This is a genomic window from Mycoplasma tauri, assembly GCF_016925555.1.
Taxonomy (GTDB): Bacteria; Bacillota_I; Bacilli_A; order Mycoplasmatales; family Metamycoplasmataceae; genus Mycoplasmopsis; species Mycoplasmopsis tauri.
The window spans coordinates 579,111-602,684 of sequence record NZ_CP070479.1 but is presented as its reverse complement, the minus strand read 5'-3'; the positions used below and the strand labels follow the sequence as shown (position 1 = coordinate 602,684).

At 25.8% G+C, this 23,574-nt stretch carries 15 protein-coding genes; 11 read left to right on the top strand and 4 right to left on the bottom strand.

The features are described from left to right. The first annotated feature begins 34 nt into the window (after nucleotides 1-34). Entirely contained in the window at nucleotides 35-2,023 is a 1,989-nt protein-coding gene (locus JS510_RS02620) for a coiled-coil domain-containing protein (protein ID WP_205517208.1), read from the top strand. Between the two features lie 272 nt (nucleotides 2,024-2,295). Here JS510_RS02620 and JS510_RS02615 read toward each other — a convergent pair whose 3' ends face one another. Both JS510_RS02615 and JS510_RS02610 read right to left on the bottom strand, forming a co-directional pair. Beyond that, the gene (locus JS510_RS02615) at nucleotides 2,296-8,916 is read right to left on the bottom strand and encodes a Smc domain-containing protein (RefSeq protein ID WP_205517207.1); all 6,621 of its coding nucleotides are present in this window, start codon (nucleotides 8,914-8,916) and stop codon (nucleotides 2,296-2,298) included. A 250-nt stretch (nucleotides 8,917-9,166) separates the two neighbouring features. After that, nucleotides 9,167-10,591 (bottom strand): phosphotransferase, encoded by a 1,425-nt coding sequence (locus JS510_RS02610; protein WP_205517206.1) that lies wholly within the window; start codon nucleotides 10,589-10,591, stop codon nucleotides 9,167-9,169. Nucleotides 10,592-10,823: 232 nt separating this feature from the next. Here JS510_RS02610 and JS510_RS02605 point away from each other — a divergent pair, with 232 nt between their 5' ends. The 6 genes from JS510_RS02605 (at nucleotide 10,824) to JS510_RS03360 (ending at nucleotide 15,825) form a co-directional block, all read left to right on the top strand. Next, nucleotides 10,824-11,069, top strand: a complete 246-nt coding sequence (locus JS510_RS02605) for a YdbC family protein (RefSeq protein WP_205517205.1) — start codon at nucleotides 10,824-10,826, stop codon at nucleotides 11,067-11,069. Nucleotides 11,070-11,140: 71 nt separating this feature from the next. Continuing rightward, entirely contained in the window at nucleotides 11,141-11,956 is an 816-nt protein-coding gene (locus JS510_RS02600; protein ID WP_205517204.1) for a GNAT family N-acetyltransferase, read from the top strand. A gap of 23 nt (nucleotides 11,957-11,979) precedes the next feature. Then, nucleotides 11,980-13,335, top strand: coding sequence for a signal recognition particle protein (ffh, locus tag JS510_RS02595; RefSeq protein WP_205517203.1), 1,356 nt, complete (start codon nucleotides 11,980-11,982; stop codon nucleotides 13,333-13,335). Further along, complete coding sequence (locus JS510_RS02590; RefSeq protein ID WP_232840941.1) at nucleotides 13,335-14,276, top strand: YwaF family protein; 942 nt, start codon at nucleotides 13,335-13,337, stop codon at nucleotides 14,274-14,276. The genes ffh and JS510_RS02590 overlap by 1 nt, the downstream gene beginning before the upstream one ends. A 205-nt stretch (nucleotides 14,277-14,481) precedes the next feature. Next, nucleotides 14,482-15,621 (top strand): methionine adenosyltransferase, encoded by a 1,140-nt coding sequence (gene metK, locus JS510_RS02585; protein WP_205517202.1) that lies wholly within the window; start codon nucleotides 14,482-14,484, stop codon nucleotides 15,619-15,621. Between the two features lie 81 nt (nucleotides 15,622-15,702). Further along, nucleotides 15,703-15,825, top strand: a complete 123-nt coding sequence (locus tag JS510_RS03360) for a hypothetical protein (protein WP_269802018.1) — start codon at nucleotides 15,703-15,705, stop codon at nucleotides 15,823-15,825. A 33-nt stretch (nucleotides 15,826-15,858) separates the two neighbouring features. Here the strand turns inward: JS510_RS03360 and JS510_RS02580 are convergent, their stop codons facing one another. Together JS510_RS02580 and gltX are read right to left on the bottom strand one after the other, a co-directional pair. Then, nucleotides 15,859-16,266, bottom strand: a complete 408-nt coding sequence (locus tag JS510_RS02580; RefSeq protein ID WP_205517201.1) for a hypothetical protein — start codon at nucleotides 16,264-16,266, stop codon at nucleotides 15,859-15,861. Further along, nucleotides 16,257-17,651 (bottom strand): glutamate--tRNA ligase, encoded by a 1,395-nt coding sequence (gltX, locus tag JS510_RS02575; protein ID WP_205517200.1) that lies wholly within the window; start codon nucleotides 17,649-17,651, stop codon nucleotides 16,257-16,259. The genes JS510_RS02580 and gltX overlap by 10 nt, the downstream gene beginning before the upstream one ends. Before the next feature lie 193 nt (nucleotides 17,652-17,844). Between gltX and gyrA the strand changes: the two genes are divergently transcribed. The 4 genes from gyrA to rpmE all read left to right on the top strand — a co-directional run bounded on the left by gyrA (nucleotide 17,845) and on the right by rpmE (nucleotide 23,242). Beyond that, a complete protein-coding gene (gene gyrA, locus JS510_RS02570; protein WP_205517199.1) occupies nucleotides 17,845-20,571 on the top strand; it encodes a DNA gyrase subunit A in 2,727 nt (908 codons plus the stop codon). Between the two features lie 34 nt (nucleotides 20,572-20,605). Then, nucleotides 20,606-22,117, top strand: coding sequence for an MAG5620 family putative phospho-sugar mutase (locus tag JS510_RS02565; protein WP_205517198.1), 1,512 nt, complete (start codon nucleotides 20,606-20,608; stop codon nucleotides 22,115-22,117). 240 nt (nucleotides 22,118-22,357) lie between these two features. Next, nucleotides 22,358-23,008: a 30S ribosomal protein S4 gene (rpsD, locus tag JS510_RS02560; protein WP_332873704.1), complete on the top strand. Its 651-nt coding sequence runs from the start codon at nucleotides 22,358-22,360 to the stop codon at nucleotides 23,006-23,008. A 21-nt stretch (nucleotides 23,009-23,029) separates the two neighbouring features. Continuing rightward, nucleotides 23,030-23,242 carry a 50S ribosomal protein L31 gene (gene rpmE / locus JS510_RS02555; protein ID WP_205517197.1) on the top strand — a complete coding sequence of 71 codons (213 nt, stop codon included), beginning with the start codon at nucleotides 23,030-23,032 and terminating at the stop codon, nucleotides 23,240-23,242. The last annotated feature ends 332 nt before the right edge of the window (nucleotides 23,243-23,574 follow it).

Below are 23,574 nucleotides of genomic sequence, written 5' to 3'. Positions count from 1 at the left end.
TAATATATATCTACATATTTTGGAGATTATATTTATGAGTAAACCTTTTAAGAAAAGTAAACTAATTAAAGCGGCAATAGTTACTGGATCAGTAACAGTAGCATCGATTCCGCCAATTTTAGTTGCTTGTCTAGATAATTCAAGTTCTGATGAAATTAAACGAATAGTTGAAGAAATTAATTCTTGAAATATTAAGGTTAATGATCAGATTTTAACATTAGACAATAACCAACATTCAGTTGATACACTAGAGAAAAGCATTGAAGAAGCTGAAAAAATGTTATTTGATGCTGAAAAAGCTATTAATAGTTTAGATAAAGAAGAATATAAGAAATATTCAAAAATTCAAAATGCTTTATCAGATACTAAAGCTAATTTAGATATTTTAAAAGATAAAAAAGATGCTTCGAAATCTGTTTTAGAAAACAATAGAAAAAAATTAGATGTAATTGTTAAAGAAGCTACTGAAACTTCAAAAAAAGCTATAGAATTAGCAGAAAATAAATTAGAAATTGATTTTGAGGGTTTAAAAGCAGCAAATAAAGAACTTGAAGTAGCCCTTAATGAAGTCAATGAAGCTAAAGAAAAAGCCAAAGATTCAGCAAAACATATAGATAACTTAATACTTTTAGCTAATAAAGTTAAAGTTGCTGAAGATGAAGTTGCAAAATTAATAAAAGAAATAGAAAATAATATTAAATCAACAAATGAAAAGGAAGATGAATTAGAAGTAGAAAAGCAAAAAGCTATTGATGAAATAAAGATAATTGTTGCTGAAGATGATAATTGAAAAAAATTTATAGATTTAATAAATGAAGCAAGTAGTAAAAAAGAAATTGAGTCTTTATTACTAAAAGCAAAAGGTCTTGAGTTAGAAGCTGCTAAATTGAAAGCAGAATCTGATATAGAATTATTAGATTTTATTAGTGATGAAACAAAATTAAAAGCAATCGAAAAAATCAAAAAGTTACAGGATGAAAGTCAAATAGCTGAGGAACTTGGAAATCTTGTTAGTAAAAACAAGAATAAAAAAGATTTATTCGAACAAAATATCAAAGATTCAGATTTATTTACTCCTGAATATATTGAAGAGATTAAGCAAAAAATTATAAATGAAGATGAAGAATCAAAATATCAAGAAATAAAAAACACCTTTGTTGCTCTAAAAGAAGCTAAAAAACAATTCAATGAAAAACTAAAAAATAACACTCTATTTGATTCCTTAGGAACTAAAGATAAAGAAAACTTAGAAAAAAAACTTAAAAATATAAAAGATATTGCTCAAGTCCAAGAATTAGAAAAAGAACTCGATAAACTGTATAAAGATTTATTATCAATAAATCTAAAATGGAAAAGAACTAGAAAAAATTATAAATATGATTATCTTTTATTAAAAGTTAAAAATTCAAAATATCTTAATACGAATGATAAATTACTATTTGAAAATAAAATTTTAAATAGTAAAGCAAAATCTAAAACTGATTTAATGAAAATAGTAAGTAAGATCAATAATAAAATAAATGAAAATTATCAAATATTTAATGATTATTCAAAAGTTAAAAGCAATTTCGAAATATCTCTTAAATCATTAGAGACATATAGCATAAGGCATTATTCATCTCTAAGTTCTAGTCACAAATTAATAATACAAAAATATAGAAAAATAATTTCTAGTTTTGATGAAAAACTTAATGAATACTTTGAAGGCAAAAATTTTAAAAGTATTGTTATTGAAATTACAAGAAAAAAAGATGTTATTGGCAAATATATAAATCTTTTTATAGATGTTGAAAAATACATCAATAACAATGTCCCAAATAATGAAGTTAAAAAGGCTAGTTGAGATCTATATATTAAGAAAACAGAGTATTTAAGACATAATTTAGGTCTTTCATATCGAAAAGATGATAGTGTTGTGGTTGATTTTCAACAAGAAACAATTGTTAAAACATTATATGAGATTGAAAGATTTATTTCATCAAAAAGAAATATTAACAACAACAACAATAATAAGAAAAATTAATCTATGCTAGTGAAGTTCAACAACATAAAATACATTTAAATCTTCATATTACTTACACACATAACAAGAACAATATATGGTATAAGTGCTAAATTAGTTATATACATTTCTAAAAAGTAAGCTAAGCTCAAAATGTTGCTTAGCTTATTATTTATTTTAATTCTAAAATGATTAAAAAAATATAGGCTTATAAAATAGCTCTATACGTTTTCATTATATAAATTTATTTTTGTAGGTTAATATAACCTTTTGCATATAAACTTTGTTTTTAATTAACTATTAATTAATTCAAGGTCAGACTCTGTGACTCAATTTTTGCTATTAGTATCAATTTGTGTTACTCATGATTGAGATTTTCCACTTTCATAAAGTTGTTTATCAGGTAATGCTCTAATAACAAATCATGTTCTATTATCTTTTCTCTTAATTTTTAGTCTATATTCAATTTTATGTTCTTTTTGACCATAACCATTGTAACTAAATTTGATACCTTTAGATCAAAAGTCATAATATCCTCTTTTTGTATTGTTTGCTGTGACATCGTTATCTTTTCATGTATCTGTTCTATAATTTACTATTAAATTATTTTCATATTTTGAATGATAATGCTTTGGATCCAGAATTAATCTAGCTTCATTTTTTGAGTGAACATGTGGATTCTCAATATATGCATTGGTTATTTTAGTTTCAACACTTTCGCCAAATGCAGGTGATTCATTATCTGGCATAGATCATTTTCCATTACCAATTAATCTGATTATCTCTTTTTTAAATACAAGACGTTCTACTTCTAAGTAAGTTTTGTCTAAAACATCTATGACCAAACTTTTATATTGACTATCATCTTGATTTCCGCTATTTCCAAGTATTGTAAAAAGATTGATTTCTTTTCCGCCTTGATAATTTCTAGTTTTTTCAACTATGTAATCATAATATTTTTTTCATGCAGCATTTTTTATTTCGCTAGTTGCACCATATTTTTCAACATAAGTTTTAGTATCTCTTAGTCTGTTAATGTATTCTTCAATAGTCTCATTTGATTTTCTTATTTTTTCAGTTAAAACATGTAAGTTTCCATCTTCCAAATTCTTTTGTTGTTCAGCTCTATATTTCTGAACTAATTTCTCATTTTTTTGAATAATTGACTGATGCGCAATGCTCAGATTTCTTTCTTTAGATATTGATTCAAATTCTCTTAAATTAAATGCATGTTCTTGAAGATCATTTGTGGCAGTTATATAAGCATCCACAATGTCTTTATTTTTTCTAATTTCATCATTAATTTCTTTATCTAAAAGATTATATTTTTGATCAAGGCTGTCTTTTTCAAATCCTTGACTTTCAATTTTATTTTCCAGTCTTTCTTTATCTCTAGTCTTTAAATATGGGCTACTTTTAACTTTTTCTATCAATGCTGCATATTTGTCAACCAATTCCATTTTTTTATTAAGTCAATTTTGAATTTCTTGTTCTTTGCTTTTTGCCTTTTGATATTCATTTAAGTTATGAATTGGACTTATAGAATTTGCTTTATTTTTAATATTTTCCAATTTTTGATTCCAACTATTAAGCTGTGTTTTTACTTTTCCTAATTCATCTTTTAGTTGTTGTTTTATTCCATTAAAATCATCATTTTGGTTGATAGTATTAACAAGATTACTTGAAGCATTTGTTTTAATATTTTCAAGAAATGAAACTACATCTTGATTAAATGTATCGAAATGAGTGACAATATCTCTTTCAATGGCATTTTTCTTATTTCTCAAATTATCCTTATTATTGCCGGGTACAAGTGTATTGTTTTGAATAAAAGTTTTAAAATTATTGTAATGAGTTTGCAAATTATGATTATTTTTGTCATTCATAGCAAATTCATTCATGATATCTTTAATACTATTTAAGTTATTATAATTAGTAATATATTTTGGACCGCTATTTCTTCATTCCAAAATTTCGGCACTAATGTCATTTAAGTGTTTAGTATCATAATTGCTAAAATTGTCAATATAATCTTTACTTTTTAATTGTTCAATTAATTGGTTTTTAACTCAACTTGGCAGTTCATTTGGAAGAGAATTTATATTTCTTTCTCTTTCTTTTTTCAATTCTTGTGCCTGTTTTAGTTTATTAAATCTATTTTTTGCAACTTCATAACTATTTACTTTAATATAATCTTCACTATTAGTTTTTCAAATTTGAGTTAGTAAATCATATTTTCTGATTTCTTTAATTCAATTATTTTTTTCTGTATTTTTTCTTATTGCTTCATCAACTTTTTGATTTATTTTATTGTAATCATCATGGTTGGAATATTGTTGAGCTTCTCTAATAAGTTGATTTTTTTCGTCACGACTTAAAAATGAAAGTCTATTAATTTCGCTTATTCTATTTTTAGCTTTAATAAAATTAACTTCTGTTTTAGCTCTATTAATAATTGGCTGTATATTATTTAATGCATTAACATTCTTAATTTCTTGTTTGTAATTATTTTTACTTTCAGGAGATAGTTGTGAAAATTCTGCAGTATCAAGTCTTTTGATCGATTTATTTATTTCAGTGTTTAGTTTTTTTAACTCATTTAATTTATTTTGAGCTTGCTTTTTAGTTTGATTTTTAATATTACTTTTAGCTCTATTTTTTAAATCTTCTTTTACAAAAGATAATCTATCAATTTTTTTTGATATGTTTTCTTTATCTTTGTGTAATTGGTCAACATTACTTAGAATTTTTTGGATTTTGTTTAAAGCTTCTGTCTTATTTGACATTGTATTAGAAGCAATTTTGTTAATTTCTTGTTTAAAATTATTTTTTTCTGAATCATTAAGAAGTAGGCGATTGTCATTGTTGCTAAAAAGAACTGCTTCTTTTTTGGCTACTTCTACTATTTTGTTAATTTCTTGCTTCATGTAATCTTCTTTGTTATTTTTTGCAAGAAGTTCTTCATTGTATTTTAATTCTGAAATTAAGTTTTTATAAAAATCTCTTCTAGAAGTATTAATGGAATTAGAATTGAATTCATTATCAATTAATTTATTGCCATTTGTCTTAGCTGATTTTAAATTTGTATCTAAATTTTTCAATTCGTCATGAATTATTTTTGCATTATTTTCATCACTGTTTTTGATCTCAAGTTTTTTTGTTTCTATTACACTATCAACAAATGATGATTTGTAAGCATCAAGATCATTATAATATGTTTTTTTTATTTCATTTTTTCTCTTGATTTCGTCGAACTTGGCCTTAGCAACTGCAGATTCTCTGGAATCTTTAATTTCTCTTAGTAATTGGGTCTTTTCTTGATCATTAAGATAAATATTGTTTGTGTTTTCTAAGTATTTTTGAGCTTCATTTTGGATGTTTCAAAGTTCAGCTTCTTTTTTAACATTTTCAATTTCATTATCATTATTAGCATTAGTTAATAATGATTGTATTACTTCATTTTGAGATTCAGTTAATGATTTTTGTTGATTTTTTATTTCATTTTGTGTTTCAGTTTTTTTCCTTGATAACTCTCTAGAAACATTAAGAACTGAATTTTGCATACTATCAGAAGTATTATTTTTAATTTTATTTTCTGAATCTGTTAAGTAGTTCTGATTTAATAGTGGTAATTTCTTTAATTCATTAATGTTATTTTCATTTATTTTATTGATTTTATTTGCATTTTCTACAATATTATCTATATCATCTTTATTTGCTTTATTTATGAGATCTATAAAGTGTTTTTGGGCAATTTCTTTTGATAAATTGCTTAATTTTTCAATTTCCTTTTTAGCATTTTCTTTTTTAGACTTATGTTCTAATTCTTCAAATATTTTTAAAGCTTCATCTTTATCTGGAGCTTCTTTAATTTTATTTTTAGCTTCATTAATTTCTTCAGTTGAAACACCATCTAATTTTTCTACTTTTTCAAATAAATCTTTTTTAATATTATTTAATTCATTTATTTCTTGTTTTAGTTGCTCAACTTCTTCATTATTTACTTTCTGGATAAGTTCTTTATTAAATTTTTCTATGTTATTATCACCTAAGTATTTAAAATCACTTTTATTATTAATTTTTTCTTTTAAATCTTTTTTATTGTTGTTTAAGGTAATAAAATCATCTTTTATTTTTGTTAAATTTTGATCATTATCTTCATTTTTTATATTAGTTTTAATTTGGTTAATATATTCTGGAGTAAATAAGTCTGAATTGTTAGCAATATTAGATTCAAATAATTCTTTTTTCTTATTGTTTTCAATTAAAAGATCTTCGACTTTCTGCAATATTTGATCTTTATTTGAATCATTTATTTGTTTTAGCTCATTTTTTATTTCTTGAATTTTAACATCACTAATGAAATCTATTTTTTTAATTTTTGACTCAGCTCTTAATTTAGCTGCTTCTAATAAATTACCTTTAGCAGCTTCAACAATAGATTTAATTTCTTGTTCATCGCTTGAATTACTGATTGCATCAATGAATTCTTTTTCTTTATTTTTGTCTTGGATATTAAGATCTTTAATTTCTTTAATAGCTTTTTGTTTTTCTATTTCTAATTCAACATCTTTTTTAACATTATCAATTTCATCTTTAGTAGCAGCATTAGTTAATGATTCTTTTAGTCTGTTTTTTACATCTTCAGGAATATTGTTTTGAGGATTTTCTATTAATTGTTTAATTTCATTTTTGTTTTTATTTAAAGTTTTCAACTCTTCTAAATATGCTTTTGCTTCATCTAGAGATTTATTTTTAATATTTTGTTTAAATTGAGCCTTAGAATTATTTGCAAAATCAAGAGAGTCAATTTCATTAATTAATTGACCTTTTTCTTGATTTTTGTTAGTAGCTTCTTGTTTTATAGTTTCAAAGTTTGTGCTTTCAGAAGCATTATTGATTTGATTTATATATTCTTGTTTTTCGTTTTGAGATAAATTATCTAATTTATTAATAGTTTCTTTAGCATCACTTTTATCTTTATTTAAAGCTTCAGCATCTAGTATTATTCTTTGAATTTCTTCTTTTGTGTTAGCATTATTTATTTGTTCTTTAATTGAATCTTTATTTGTAATGTTTTCTAGTTTTTCTAACTTATCTAAAGCATCTTTTTTGGAATCATTTAATTCAATAGCTTTTTCTAAAACTTTAGATGGTGTATTTTCTTGTTGTTCATCTTCACTAGATGTACCAGAATTTTTAATTTCTTCTTTAAATCTATTTTTATCTTCTTCAGTTAATTTTTCAAGTTTTTCAATGTTTTCTATTTTTTCTTTTTTCTCATCGTTTAGTGTTTTAGCATTAGCTAAAATTTCATCTACTTTATCTTTTGAATCTGCAGATGATATTTCATTTTTGTAATTTTGTTTTTGATTATCAGACAAGTGTTCGAAATCATTGTCAATTGAATTTTGTGCAGTTTTCTTTTTGTCAACTAATTCTTTAGCTTGTGTAAGAATATCATTAATTTGTTGTTCAGATTCTGCTTTATCAATCAAGTTGTTTAAATTTTCTTTATATTCAGGTGTTAAAAGACCATATCCACTATTCAAATTATCCTTAGCTTTTTCTTTTTTATTTGTTAATTGAATATCATTTCTGATTGCTTCTAATTGTTCTGGTAAGGTAGTATTTTCTATTTCATTTTTAAATTTAGAAATTTGCTCTGGTTTTAAATTTGAAGATTCATCTAAAATACCTAAAACTAAAGCTTTCATTTTATTTAAAGCTTTAGTTTTGTTTTCAATGTCCTTAGTTTTCGATTCTTCAATTATATTTTTGGCATCATGGTATTTTACTTCTTGTGCTTTATTGGCCAAGTTTAAAATTTCGCCATCTATTCTCTCATTTGAAGCTTCAAATTCCTTTTTTAAAGCATCAAAATCATTGTGTGAATCAATATTGCTTGAAGCTTGATTAATTATATTTTTTAATGCTTCTATTTTGCTATCGATATCGCTTTTAATTTCTAATGCTTTTTCTTCGAGTTTTTTAGATATGTTTTCTGAATCAGATATAACTTTATTTAATTCTTCATTTTTAGCTTTTGTATTATCATCAACATTTTGTTTATTAATAAATTCATAAACTCTTTTACCTTTTGTAACTTCATTTTCAAGTGATTTACTAAATGCACTAATAGAATCAAGATCCATATCATTTGGATTAAATTCATTATTTTTTTGTTTTAAAGCATCAATATGTTTTTGAACTTCTTTATTGAACTTATCATTTAACTGTTTTTTAGATAATTTTTGAATTTCTTTTATAAATTCTGCAACTTTATCTTCTGCAACTTTAACTTTATTAGCTAAAAGTATTAAGTTATCTATATGTTTTGCTGAATCTTTGGCTTTTTCTTTAGCTTCATTGACTTCATTAAGGGCTGCTTCAAGTTCTTTATTGGCTGCTTTTAAACCCTCAAGATCAATTTCTAATGTATTTTCTGCTAATTCTATAGCTTTTTTTGAAGTTTCAGTAGCTTCTTTAACAATTAAATCTAATTTTTTTCTATTGTTTTCTAAAACAGATTTCGAAGCATCTTTTTTATCTTTTAAAATAGCTAAATTAGCTTTAGTATCTGATAAAGCATTTTGGATTTTTGAATATTTCTTATATTCTTCTTTATCTAAACTATTAATAGCTTTTTCCGCATCAAATAACACTTTTTCAGCATCTTCAATGCTTTTTTCAAGTGTATCAACTGAATGTTGGTTATTGTCTAATGTTAAAATCTGGTCATTAACTTTAATATTTCAAGAATTAATTTCTTCAACTATTCTTTTTATTTCAGTAGGACTCAAATTATCTAAAGAGGCGATTAAAATTGGAGGTAGTGATACTGCTGTTATTGCTCCAATAATGATCGCAGATTTAATTAATTTACTTTTCTTTTCATTAGAAGATTTACTCATAAATATAGTCTCCAATATATATATATATTTATATATAAATATAATATATTAATTATTACATATAGTTTGAAGATTAGTTAAAAATTTGCTAAATATAAGTTTTAATGATTTTTTTCTATCATTTGGAGTAAAAAAATCAAATCATTTTAATTGTAAAGTTAGAAAGCAATTCATTATTTCTATAAAATTAAAGAAAGAAGAGGCATGAAAAACATTTTAATTTAAATTTTTAAAAATTTTTTTACAAAAACTACTTTAAATATTTAAGATTAGTCAAAACATGTTTGGCTAATCAGTCAAAATTAAAGTTAGGATTATAAGTTAATGATCATGAAATGCCATAGAAATTAACTATTGCTTTAACTCTATAGTATTCATTTAAGTCTAATTCAAATTTGGTATTTTTAGAATAAAAATTTAAAATTCTCAACTCTGAGTCTTTATCATAATCAAGGTCTGAACAATGGTAAGCTAAATCAAAATATTTTGAATTCATAGAAGAATATTCAAAGTCAATAAATTTTATTTTTCCACTTGTATTCATGATTATGTTTTCACGGTTTAAATCATTGTGACTAGCGACTTCATTAGTTAATTCATAAGCATTTTTAACGATTTTATCTTTTATTTCGTTATTAAAAATTTCATTAAATTTAGAATGATTTTTTAACTTTCTTAAATATTTTTCAATTCGAATAGCAATCTGGTTTTTTGGTAATTTAATTTTACTTAAATGCACTTCAGCTATAGATTTAATAATTTTATTTTGAATAATTTCATCATTAAAATCTATTTCTTTGTTGTTTATAAATTTACGAACTATTATTTCATCATCTTCATAAATAACGTTTTCTACGCATTCTAAATCATTAAAAATCTTTAGCGGATTTAAATGATTAAAACCATTTTTATTCTTTTTTTGGATAAATAAATCATTTTTAACATATGAAGTGTTAGTGTACCCATTATTAAGTTTCTTAGTATCTTCATTAATCAGAATATTACTGTATGTTTTTTTATATGCATTTTCTCTAAATTCGTTTGTAATATAGCTCATTTCATCAAATTCAATTTCCGAAATTTTGAACATTTCCTTAACTATCTTTTTGTCAAATCCTTGAGATTGAACTAAAGTAATAGCGTCAAAAAAAGGATGAGCTTTTCTTACTCATTCAAAATCAATAAGTTCAATATCGTTATATTTATTTATTAAAATATTTTTGGCAGATAAGTCGCAGTGAGATGTGACCAAATTGGCTTTATTTGTGTATTTTTTAACTAATTCTTGATATCTTTTTGTGCCTTTTCCATAGGCAAAAAAGTTAATTTCGGGCACATCTACATCTAATGTGTGAAACTGCTTAATTTTATTTATTACATTTTTTTGAATTTTAGCACTCATGTTAACATTTTCAAGAGTTTCGCCTTCAAACCACTTTCTAATTAAGACACCATTTTTATAATAAAGTGTTGTTTCTAATTTTTGAAGAATTATAGATTCGATTTCATGATTTACTAAATTAGATGGAGGTATACGCAATTGGCACATTTCATTTTTATATAAACATTTAAAAGTATAATTGTGGAAACCTTTATAAATAAGTTTAATATTTGAAATTTTTTCAAAAATATTACTTGGAATTTTTTGTTTAATAAGTTCTAAATCTATATTCATATAAACCCTTTCCCTATTGGTATTATAAAATCATTAGAAAATATTGGTTATTATATTTTTTTCTAATTTCTTATTTGTTTTTTTGTGTGTGTTTTAAGCATTTACAGTTATTAAAATTAAATTTAATATAATAATATAAATATTAATATTAATATAAAATAATATTTTAAAATTAAAACTAATATATTATATTAACAGTAATAAATAAAAAGCAATGATTAAGGAGCTATAAATGGCATACAAGAAACCACAAATTTCAAATGAAATTGTCCGTCATTTAGGTGTGATTTCAACAACACCTGGTGGCTTTAAGAAGGAATTAAATCTAATTTCATGAAACGGCGGAGAGCCTAAGTATGATATTAGAGATTGAAGTGAAGATCACACACGTTCAAGCAAAGGCGTTACATTATCATTAGCTGAACTTGAGGCACTTAAAGAAGTTATAGATATTGAGTTAGCATCAATTAAAGAATAATTTCTTGTTTTACTTAAAATGATAATTAGCACTCTTAGATAGGGTGCTTTTTTAAAAAATGGGAGTTTATAATGAGTTTTTTTAATAAAGCAACTAAACATGATTATGAAGAAATTATGACTTTTTTAGAACAAGAAAAATTATTAAATTTTTTCTTCATCGGAGATATTGAAACTTATGGAATTGATTCGCCTTTTATGCCTATTTTATTGCATAAAAATGAAAAGGAATTGATAGATTCAATTGCTCTTGTTTATTATTCAACCCTTTTGATTTATGATCCATATAAATTGGTTTCAACGAATGAGTTAAAAGACTTAATTGAAAAATATAAAATAAAAACTATAAACATAAATGAAAGTGTTTATAAACATTTTGAATCTTTTTTCAATGATGATACAAATAGATTTAAAATTCATAAACAAACATTAGCAGCATGTGATAAGACAATATATATGGATTCCAATGATGCTATAAAAGCTAGCTATATTCATATACCAATGATTGTTCAGTCTAGAATGCATATTGATGAGTTTAAAGATCTTATTTCTAACTATGATCAAGAATTAAATATTTACCAAGAATCCTATAAAAAAGGTGTTTTTAATTCATTTATTGTTCAAAAAGATAATAAAGTTGTAGCCCATGCTGGATCTTTAATAGAAACAAAATATGTATCAGTTATAGGTGGTGTTTTTTGTCTAGCAGATTACAGAAAAAGAGGATATGCATCTCAATGTGTTTATAAATTAACAAATGAAATAGCTAAAAAAGGAAAAAAAGCTGTTCTCTTCTACAATGATGATAACCACAAGGCATCTAAGATTTATCAAAAAATCGGTTATAAAAATTTAGGAAATTTATATACAATTTCAATTATTAATTAGAACCTAATTTGTTTGGAGGTCTTATGCTAAATTTTTTAGAAAATAGAATTCAGAAATCAATTAAAAAAATGGCAAGCAAAACCGTTGTAAATGAAGAAGACATTTTAGCGGTAACAAGAGATATTAAAATGGCTTTGTTAGAAGCTGACGTAAATTTGAAAGTAGTTAAGGATTTTATTGCAAACGTTAAGACAAAAGCTTTAGAAGCTAATTTAGTAGGAACTCTTAATGCAGAGCAAACTATGATTAAAATCGTCCACACAGAGCTTGTAGAAATTTTGGGAAAAGAAGTTAGACCAATTCAAATAAATAGTAAACCTTACATTATTATGATGGCTGGTTTACAAGGTAGTGGTAAAACAACAGCTTGTGCTAAAATCGCATATTATTTACGTAAAAAGAAGCAAGTTGAGAAACCGCTTTTAGTTGCTGCAGATATTTATCGTCCAGCTGCTATTGCACAACTTGTAACGCTTGCTAAAAGTATTCAAGTTGATTATTTTGAAAAAGGCACTGATGTTTCTGCACAAGAAATCGTTTCTGATGCTTTAAAAGTTGCGCATGATAATAAAAATGACTTAATAATTATAGATACTGCTGGTCGTTTAAGTGTTGACGAGCCTTTGATGAATGAATTATTTGAACTTAAAAAAATTGCTTCTCCAAATGAAATTTTTCTTGTAGTTGATGCTCTTAGTGGCCAAGATATATTAAATGTTGCACAAACATTCTATGACAAATTAAAATTAACAGGTTCAGTTATAACAAAACTTGATTCTGATGCTCGTGGTGGTGCTGCGTTTAGTTTATCAAAAGTATTAGCATTACCAATTAGATTCATTGGTACTGGTGAAAAAATTAGCAATCTTGACTTATTTTATCCTGATAGAATGGCAGATAGAATCCTAGGCATGGGTGATGTTATGAGTTTAATTGAAAAAGCTGAGGAAGTAATTGATCCTTCAATGGCTAATAACATGGTTGCAAAGATGCTTAAAGGAAACTTCACAATTGATGATCTAATGAGCAATCTTAATCAAATAAAGAAACTTGGTTCAATGTCTAAAATTTTAAAATTAATTCCTGGATTATCTAAAAAAATAGATTCTGACAAAATTACTGAAGCAGAGCAAAAACTTGCAGTATATGAAATTATAATTAACTCAATGACTAAAAAAGAGAGAAAGAACCCTAAATTATTAAAGCAATCTTCAAGAAAACAAAGAATAATGGCTGGTTCAGGCAGAAGTGCTCAAGAGTATAATAAGTTAATTAACGATTTTGAGCAAATGAGCAAGAATATGTCAGAAATGGCAAAGAAAATTAAAGGTGGTAATTTTTCAGATTTAACAAAACTTGGTTTCGGAGGAGGATTCTAGTGTCTAATTTTTTTAGATCTGAATTATTGTTAGAAAACAATATAGCTGGAACATGAACATTCAAAAATGGAATAGGAGCTATCGCATCACAATCAATTTTTTATTTATTAGTTGCATTATTTTTTGTAAGTGCAATAATTATTTGTTTATTTAGAAAAATAATTAAGGAAAACTACAGTAGACAAAATAAAATATTGTTTGTGCCAAAACATCTATTTTGAAGAATTTTAGGATTATTATTACTTTTAGGAATAGTCTGAAGAGGTTCACTAGTTTATATTATTGATTATGAATACAAATATGAAGTATTGCCATTTCACTTATGTAGGATAATGATTCTTTTTATATCGATTTCGTTTATTTTTAACAAAATTGAAATTATTAAATACTATGGTTTTATAGCAGTTCCTGCTGCAATAATAGCACTTTTTGTACCTAATATAGGTGTTAATACTGGTGCTGATAATTATTGGTTTTGGGACTATTTATTAGCTCATTTATTTGTATTTATAATGCCTTTTGTTCTATTTGCAATTTCAACTTTTGATTACAAATTTAAAGATTCTGTAGTGACACAAATTCTCTTTGTTACACTATGTTTAACAATGTTTGTAATAAATTACATTACAAACACATTGAACACACCAAAAGAATGAAAGACCAATTATTTCTATTTTGCTTTAGATGAGTATAATGACATACTTAAAACAATACCTTTCTTAATTTGACCTTTCCATATACTTATTTTTATCTTTTTAGGAATAGTTTTAATGTCTATATTTATACTTTTTTGAATTTTATCTGATAAGTTTTATCTTTATAAATCTAATGAAAAAATTAAATTTTATAAATCAGATTCAAAAATGTGGATTCATTACAAAGAGTCTTTTAAAAACTTTTTTAAACCTCAAAATCACAACCTTAGCGAGAAAAAAAACTAAAAATGAAATATTTTGTGCCGTGTTTAAAATTTTAGGTTAAAATTCTTTCATAAGAATGCATAAAGAGTTGTGGAGCTTAGCTAGCTGTGAAACAAGCCAACCTGCAGTAGTAAGGTGGATAGCAAGGGAATAAAATCCAACATGCTTAGTATAATTAAAGCAGGTAAACTCCTTTTATGCATTTGCATTTAAGGAGTTTTTTTTTATGAACAAAATATTATTTACAAGCGAATCTGTTGGACCAGGACACCCAGATAAAATTTGTGATCAAATTAGTGATGCAATTTTAGATGAATATTTAAAACAAGATGAGAATTCTAGAGTGGCTATTGAAACTGTAGCATCAGGTAATCAAATTTACATAACTGGTGAAGTTTCATCTAACGCTATAGTAGATTTTAAAACTAAAGCACTTAAAGTTCTTTATTCTATTGACGACAGTTACAGAAACGAAAACATAAAAGTTATGACTAATATCAAAACACAAAGCCCTGATATTGCCCAAGGTGTTGTTTTAGATGATGATGAAATTGGCGCCGGAGATCAAGGAATAATGTTTGGTTATGCTTCTGATGAATCACCAGAATACATGCCATTAGCAATAACATTGGCTCACAAAATAATTTATAAAGCTAATGAGTTAAGGAATAATGGTCAATTCCAGGATGCTAAAGCGGATATGAAAACTCAAGTTACGCTAGATTATACTGGAGATAAAGTTTCTGTTGATACAGTTTTATTTTCATGTCAACATAGTGAAAATTTTGACGAAAATAATTTTAAAACAGTGATAAAAGATAAAATAATTAAACCAGTGTTGTTGGAGTATAATCTTGATACTCCTTTAAAAATTTTGATTAATCCAACAGGAAGATTTGTAATTGGTGGTATCGTTGGAGATGCAGGTTTAACAGGCAGAAAAATAATAGTAGATACTTATGGTGGATCAGCACATCATGGTGGCGGAGCATTTAGTGGTAAAGATGCAACAAAGGTTGATCGTTCAGCTGCTTATGCATGTAGATGAATTGCTAAAAACTTAGTGGCTGCTGGTGTTGCTAAAAAAATAGAAATCCAAGTTTCATATGCTATAGGTGTAGCATCACCAGTTTCAATTTTTATAGATACTTTTGGTACTGGAGTAATTTCTAATGATAAAATAATTGAAGTTATAAATTCAATTTTTGACCTAAGACCAAAAGCAATAATTGATAAATTACAACTTAGAAAACCAATTTATCAAAACACAGCATGTTATGGTCATTTTGGGAGAAAAAATAATGAATTTACATGAGAAAAACTTGATAAAGTTAAAGAAATAAAAGAATATTTAAACTTAAAATAGTCAATAAAAATAATGATTTAAAATAACTTTTTTATGCTAAAATTTATAATACTTAAAATTTAGAAATGAAAGCGAGCAATAATGCGTAAAGTAACAAGAATTAAAAACAAATTACGTGCTGCAAAAAGAGTACATAAATTAAGATTAGAAGAAGCGCGTGACAAGAGAAGAGCTGCTAGAGCAGAAGAAAACAAAAGTAAATAATAATCATCAATCAAAAAATAGCCCTTGTTTGGACTATTTTTTTATTTCAAGTTCAACAAAGCATTCGGAAATCAACACCTCAGAGTTACTTTCTTTATTTTGTATATAAAGTTCATAATTAGCTTTATTTTTTTCAAAATCTATAGATTTTAATAGTGTCGTAATAGGAATAAATGTTTTACTTGAAGTATCTATAGTTGAATTATGATTTTTTACACCTAATTCAAAAATTAAAGACGCGTTATCTCTATAAATTCTTAATTTATTAGTAGAAATTTCAAATCTTACAGCTATGTCATTTTCACTTTCCTTGAATGTAAAAATTTTTCATTCATTCAATTTATCGTCAACAAATGTTTCACAGTTAGCTTGAACTTCTATATTTACATGTGTATCTTCTACATTTGGTTGCTTAACTAGCGATTTAAAAATTATTTTCATTCGTTTAATCTTTTAATAATTAAATCTTTTCCAAATAAATAAATTGATTTTGCTAGTTCAGGGCCATGTTCAGAATACGTTGTAGCTAGCCTAATAGGCATAAAAAGTTTTTTACCTTTTTTACCTGTTTTATTGGATGTTTCAGAAATCGCATTAGCTATTTCACTAACAGAAAAGTCAACATTTCTTAATTCATTTGAAAATACTTTTACAACTTCTAGGTCTTCATTATCTAAATGTGGCTTATTTTGATCAGGGAAGTCGTATTTTTTCTTTTCTTCTATTATTTGATTTAAAGTATAAGAATTTTGCTTAAATGTATCAATGAATAAATTCATTCACTCAGTGTTTTGGAGATTAAGTTTTTCTATTATTTTTTCATTTTTCATTGTTTTATAGTATTGTTTAGAAAATCATTGCATTTTTTGAATGTCAAATTTTGAAGGAGATTTACTTAATCTTGCAGGATCAAATTTTTGAATAATTTCTTCATGATTCATAATTTCAGCACTATCAGCACTTGTTCATCCTAGGAGCGATAAGAAATTGAAAATAGCATGGGGGTGATAACCTTCTTTTTTGTAATCTTCTATAAATTGTTTAAGAGAAGTGTCTCTTTTAGAAAGTTTTTTACCTTCCATGTTAGTTATAACAGTAAGATGGCCAAATAAAGGTGGTTCTCACCCTAAAGCTTTATATATGCTTAATTGCTTTGGGGTGTTAGTAATATGTTCTTCGCCTCTTAAAACATGCGAGATTTGCATATCATGATCATCAACAACAACTGCAAAATTATATGTTGGATAACCATCAGATTTTTGAATAACTCAATCACCTATATCATCAGATGAAAATGAAATTTGTCCTCTTACAATATCATTTCATTCATAAACTTCACCTTTAGGCATGCTAATTCTTATAGAATACTCTCCGGCTTCATCTCTTCTCTTCTTTTCTTCATCGCTTATTTTTAGTCAGTTTGGATCATATCGAAATGAAGCTATACCTTTTGCATCTGATTCTGCATGTTGTTTTTCAAGCTCTTCGGAGCTGTCATAAGCCTTATAAGCCATACCTTTTTCAATTAAAAATTTAGCAATTTCTTGATATCTAGCAATTTTTTCGCTTTGTCTGTATGCTCCACAATTTGGGTTAGGTTTGTATGGACTTTCATCAGGTATTATGCCTAATCAAGCAAGATTTTCAAGTTGACTTCTTTCTCCATCGGCAACATTACGTTTAACATCTGTATCTTCAAGTCTAAAAATAAATGTTCCATTAAAATGTTTTGCAAAAAGATAACAAAAAAGTGCAGTTCTTGCTCCACCAATATGCAAATAGCCGGTGGGACTTGGTGCATATCTTGTTCTAATTTCTTTTCTCATTATTCCTCCAAAATTGAAAGTTATTTTTAATAAATTATACTCACTAATTATTAAAAACACTTACTTTATTATGCTTATAAATGTATATTTATTTAGTTATCCTTTATTGTCTTTTTATAATATAATTAAAATTAATATTTTAATAATATTTTTTAATAAAAAATATTTCATATCATGTTAGGAGCAAAGAGCTATGACAAATAAAATTGATGATGAAAAAGAATTAGTTAAATCTGAAAATGATTTAGATCTAGATAATGTTGATGAACAAGAAGAAACTAGTGAACTTTTTATAGCATTTAAAAAACCAACTGAAGTTAAAGATGATGATGAAGAGGAAGACATACCACAAAATAAACCAGAATACCAAGTTAAACCACAATTAATTGAACAGGAACAAAATGGAATAGTTCCAATATTTGTTGCTAAGGAAATGAAGCAGTCTTTCCTTGAGTATGCAATGAGTGTTATTGTTTCTCGTGCTTTGCCAGATGCAAGAGATGGACTTAAGCCTGTTCATCGTAGAATTTTATTTGACATGAATGAATTAGGTATAACTGCCGGAACTCAGCATAGAAAAAGCGCTAGAATAGTTGGTGATGTTCTAGGTAAGTATCACCCACATGGCGACTCATCTGTATATGAAGCTATGGTTAGAATGGCTCAAGACTTTTCAATGCGTTATCCTTTAGTTGATGGCCATGGTAATTTTGGTTCAATTGATGGTGATCAAGCAGCTGCTATGCGTTATACAGAAGCTAGAATGTCCAAGTTGGCTATGGAAATGCTTGATGGTATTAAAAAAGATACTGTCAATTTTGTAGATAATTATGATGCATCAGAAAAAGAACCTGCTGTCTTGCCTTCTCGTTTTCCTAATTTGCTTGTTTCTGGTGGCTCTGGTATTGCAGTTGGTATGGCAACAAGTATTCCACCTCATAATCTTTCTGAAGCAATAGATGCGACAATTGCTCTAGCTAGAAAACCTGAAATAACTATCGACGAAATAATGGAACATATGCCAGGACCTGATTTTCCAACAGGCGCTATGATTATGGGCAAAAAAGGCATAAAAGAGGCTTATGAAACAGGTAAAGGTTCAATACCTATGAGATCTGTGTCAAAAATTGAATATCTATCAAATGGCAAAAGTAGAATTATTGTTACTGAAATTCCTTATGAAATAAGAAAGATTGCAATTATTGAAAAAATTGCACAACTTATGAAGGATAAATCTATTGATGGTATTCAAGATTTAAGAGATGAATCTAATCGTGATGGAATAAGGATTGTTATTGATGTTAAAAAAGGCGAATTTCCTGAAGTTATTTTAAATAAACTTTATAAACAAACTCCATTGCAAACAAACTACAATGTTAATTTTGTTGCACTTGTTAATGGCGAACCTAAATTATTGAATATAAAATATGCTCTCGAAGTTTACTTAAAACACCAAGAAGAAGTAGTGACTAGAAGACTTCAATATGATCTTGAAAAAGCAAAAGATAGGATGCATATTCTTGAAGGATTAAAAATTGCTGTTCAAAACATTGATGAAGTAATAAAAATTATTAAGCAATCAAAGACAGATCAAGAAGCACAAAATAATCTTTCAAAACACTTTAATTTAAGTGAAAAGCAAACTAAAGCTATTGTTGATATGCGTTTAGGAAGATTAACTGGTTTAGCAATTGATAATATGCTTGAAGAAATAAGATTATTAAGCATAGAGATTGATAAAATAGTTAAAATTTTACAAAACCGTGATTTATTAATTGATCTCATTGTTGATGAATTAACTGAAATCAAGTCTAAATATGGCGACAAGCGTCGCACACTTATAAACAACAATATTAATAGTGCAATTGATGATGAAGATTTAATTCCACAAAAAGATATTGTTATTACTACAAGCACAAAAGGTTATGTAAAAAGATTAAGTCTTGATGAATATCGTACACAAAGAAGAGGTGGAATTGGCATCACTACAATGAAAACATACAATGATGATGACATAGCGTCAATTGTTACAACAAATACCCACACTGATTTGTTACTATTTTCAAACCAAGCCCGTGTTTATAGAATTAGAGCTTACAATATTCCAGAATTAAATAGACAATCAAAAGGGACATCATTCATAAATATTGTTCCATCACTAAAAGTTGATGAAGGTGAGCGAATAGTATCTATGCTTCCTGCAGATGATTATTCAAACGATAAATATTTATTCACAGCTACTAAGTTTGGAATCATTAAAAAGACAAATCTTGAAGAGTATGCAAAAATTAATGCAAATGGTAAATATGCATTTAAGCTCAGAGAAGGTGATGAGTTAGTAAGGGCCACAATAGTTGGTGATGATGACTTAATTTTACTTGCAAATAATGAACAAAGAGTAATTAAATTTGAGTCAAAAGATTTCAGACCATTATCTAGAGTTGCTACAGGTGTTAGAGGTATTAAATTAGATGAAAACCAAAGCTGTATTTCTTCATCATCAAGTAGCGAAGGTGAATTAATCTTGACAATTGGAAGAAAAGGTTTTGGTAAGATTACCCATCATTCATTGTTCAGACTAACCAAAAGAGGTGGCAAAGGTGTAAAGGGTATTAACTCTGCATCAGCTGGAAATTTAGTATTTGCACGTTTTGTTAATCCAGGAGATGAAATTTTAATTATTACCACAAGTGGTCTTACAATTAGAACAGAAATTAATCAAATAAGTACAACTGGTAGAGCTTCAAAAGGTGTTAAACTTATAAACTTGAAGAAGAATGAAGAAATACAAGCTGTTGAAATAATCAAATTTAACGATGATACAGATTTAGAAGCTAAAGAAAAAGCAGAAAAATATATTCAAGATATTATAGCTGCAACTCAAGAAATTTCACTAGAAACTAAAGAGTATGAAGAATAAAAAATCTGAAAACTAGAGAAAAAAGGAGAAATTTATGAGTAATAAGCTTACTTTTGAACCTAAAGAAGAGCTTTTTTTATGTAGTGATTCACTCCTAATTAAAAGTGATAGAAAAAATCCAATTAGTGATTTTTCTATTTCTTTTTTATTTGAATTAATTTATAAAACAATTATTAAAGATGATGCTAGTTTTTTAATATCTTATCAAGGTGACGAAAAACACTATAATATAGTTGAATCCTTATGAAATATTGATGTTTTAAATCGCAAGAATTTATTTAAATATGATAGTCATTGTAGCACAGATATAAGTCTTGATATTTTAGCAGCAAAAAAATATAATATCGATTATGTTGTGAAATTAAAAATTGGCAGAAAATGTGATTTTATATACTTTTATGTTTATGATTTAAAAAACAATTATTACATATCTGAACAAGAATATAGAGAAGTTTATAAAAGTTTTTTTATTAATCCAACTAAGGCGAAGATTAATAATGACATTCATGCAGATGAAACTAAAATAATTTCTTTAGATAATTTAGTTACATTGCAAGCTTCTAATAGCGAAATTTTAAAAGCATTTTCGAATGTAAAACAACGCTATAGATCTAAAAATATGATTTTAACAAATGATCTATATTCGTTAACGCTCATTGAGAATTTGTTTAAAAATTATGATTCATCTTTTAAAATCAAATCAAACACTATAAAAAATAAAATAAATAATTTCTTTTACAAGCTATTTCATAGTAATGTTAGTAATTTAAGACCATATCAAAGCATAATTAACATTGATAGTTTTACTAATTTAGATATATCTTTAAATTTAAATTATAAGCTAAAGAAAGTTACATTAAATACTGCAGTTCTTATTTATTTAGATTTTTTAATTGATGAGATAAAAAGGTCAAAATTTATTGACGTAAGTAATCTTTTTGTAGTTATTCCCCAAAATGCGACATTTCAAATTATTGAATTACTTGATCAATACAATATCAAATATGTTTATTATGATCCGACAGCAATTTATAAATATTTGTGGGATGAAAATTGCCTTTTTGCATACACACTGGACTCTGTAAATGCTAATCCAAGGTATTCAAAAATAAATAATAATTTTTACTTTTTAATTTGTTTGGTTTGGATGTTGAATAGTTATACAAATAGAAACAACTTATTGAGTTTTAAATATAACCTTCTGTGTGAGAATTTTGGGAAAGTCAAATCAATTATTAAAGAATATAAATTTGATAGCAGAAATGTTCATAAAATTAAATCTATTATTGAACAAAATGCTAAAAATAAAATATTTGATAAGTATGAAATTTTTGATATTTTTATTAGCGAAAAATTCGTAATCGCTAAATTTTTAATGAGCGACAAAAAACACCAAACGATAATGTGGTATGACTATAAAAATAGCAAAATATGCATTGAGTATCAAATTTGTTTTGAATTAAATAAAAATATGCGAGCTTGAAAATTTGATTATATACGAAGCAAATTTTTTATTAAAAAGTTATTAAAAAAAGCAAAAAATTAATAATTCTTTAAAAGAATTGATGACTTATCTGCTTATAAAATAGATTTTTTAGTCAAATTCACAAATAATTACATTTGAAAGTTTTAATTCATATAAATATTAAAAATATAAACTTTGTTTTTTTAACTTATATATTAAAATATAAATTGCATATTACAGCAGATAGTTATGTTCTAAAAGTATGCTATTTCAAAAGATTTGAAAGTAAGCAAGCTGAATGACTGAAATCATTAGAATAGCATGGCATCAATAGAAACTATCTTCCTTCTTATGCATACAAGAAAGGAAAATAAAATGAGATATTTAGGTCCTATTTTTAAAAAATCACGTCGTTATGGCATTTCATTGCTTGAAAATGATAAAGAATTTTCAAAAGGCAAAAAACGTACATATGCACCTGGTCAACATGGCAATAAGCGTGTTAAATTATCTGATTATGGTCAACATTTATATGAAAAACAAAAAGTTAGATTTCTTTATGGTTTAAGCGAAAAACAATTACACAAGGTTTACAATAGAGCTATTAAGATGAAAGGTGTTGCCGGTACTAACTTACTTCAATTACTTGAAAGCCGTTTTGATAACTTAGTTTTTAGAGCAGGTTTTGCAACAACAAGAAGACAAGCTAGACAATTAGTTAATCATGGTCACTTTTTATTAAATGGTAGAAATGCTGACATTCCTTCAATGCACATTTCTGTTGGCGATACAATTACACTTAAAACAAAATCACAAAATAATGCACAAATTAAAGCTGCTTTAGAATCAAAACCTGCAGCAGCTTGAATGACTGTTAAAAATTTCGAAGCAAAATTTGATAGATTACCAGATAGAACAGAATTGAACCAAAACGTTAAAGAAAACTTTGTTATTGAACACTATTCAAAATAGTAAAAATAAAGGAGAATTATTATGAAAAAAGATATTCATCCACAATATTTTACAATTGATGCTGCGTGCACAACTTGTGGAAAAACATTTCAATTTGGTTCAACTAAAAAAACAATTTCAATAGATGTTTGTTCAGGATGCCACGTTGTTTATACTGGTGACAGAACAAAAACAAAAGCAACAGGTATGGTTGATAAATTTAATCAAAGACTTGCTAAGAAACAAGGCAAATAAAAAAGAAATCGATTTATTAAAACAAGCTAAGAATAATACCTTTAGCTTGTTTTTGTTTTATTATTGATTCTTTATGATATAAATTTACGTTTTTCTTCCGATATATATATATATATATATATATAATGCACCTTAAAGTGCTATATATAGTAATTGTCCCAGGGCTTAAACCAGATAAAGAACACGTTAAAATAAGCGTGTTTTTTTGTTTATAGAATTCAAAGACATAAGACTAAAAACTATTAGAAATATTTAATTAAGTTTTTATATTTCAAAACTATCTTATAACTTAAATTAATAACTATAACTTAGCAAGGCATATATTAATATTC